1 protein-coding gene is annotated in these 546 nt (G+C 61.4%); it reads right to left on the bottom strand.

Features of this window, described 5'->3' with window-relative positions:
• Positions 1-3 precede the first annotated feature (3 nt).
• Positions 4-546: ABC transporter ATP-binding protein (locus tag ACQZ5Y_RS28300; RefSeq protein WP_448782595.1), on the bottom strand; the 543-nt coding region annotated here is incomplete at its 5' end.

Genomic DNA, 546 nt, shown 5'->3' with positions numbered 1-546 from the left:
GCGTCATATCGCGATGCCCTTGTCATCGAACCTGTGGATTTTGGCATCATCTGGTGTGATGAAGACGGTATCGCCGTGTTTGCATTCGAATTCACCGTCGGTTCTGGCGGTGATGGGGCCGATGCCGGGGACGTCGAGGTGGAGGAAGGTGTCGGAGCCGAGATGTTCGGCAACCGTGACCTTGCCCTGCCACAGCCCGGTTTCTTTCGACAGCGTCAGGTGCTCGGGTCGCACGCCGGCGGTGGTCGCACCCTTTTGCCGGGCGTAATCGCCGGTCACTAGGTTCATGCGCGGCGAGCCGATGAAGCCGGCGACGAAGAGGTTGGCGGGCGAGCGGTAAAGCTCCATGGGCGAGCCGACCTGCTCGATATTGCCGCGGTTGAGGACCACGATCTTGTCGGCCATGGTCATGGCTTCCACCTGATCGTGGGTGACGTAGATCATCGTCGTCTTCAGTGTGTTGTGCAGCTCGGAGATTTCCAGCCGCATGGTGCCGCGCAGCGCCGCATCGAGGTTGGAGAGCGGCTCGTCAAACAGGAACGCCTT

Source organism: Agrobacterium sp. A3-95 (assembly GCF_053521785.1).
The sequence above is the reverse complement of the archived record's forward strand: the minus strand, read 5'-3'. Positions and strand labels throughout refer to the sequence as shown.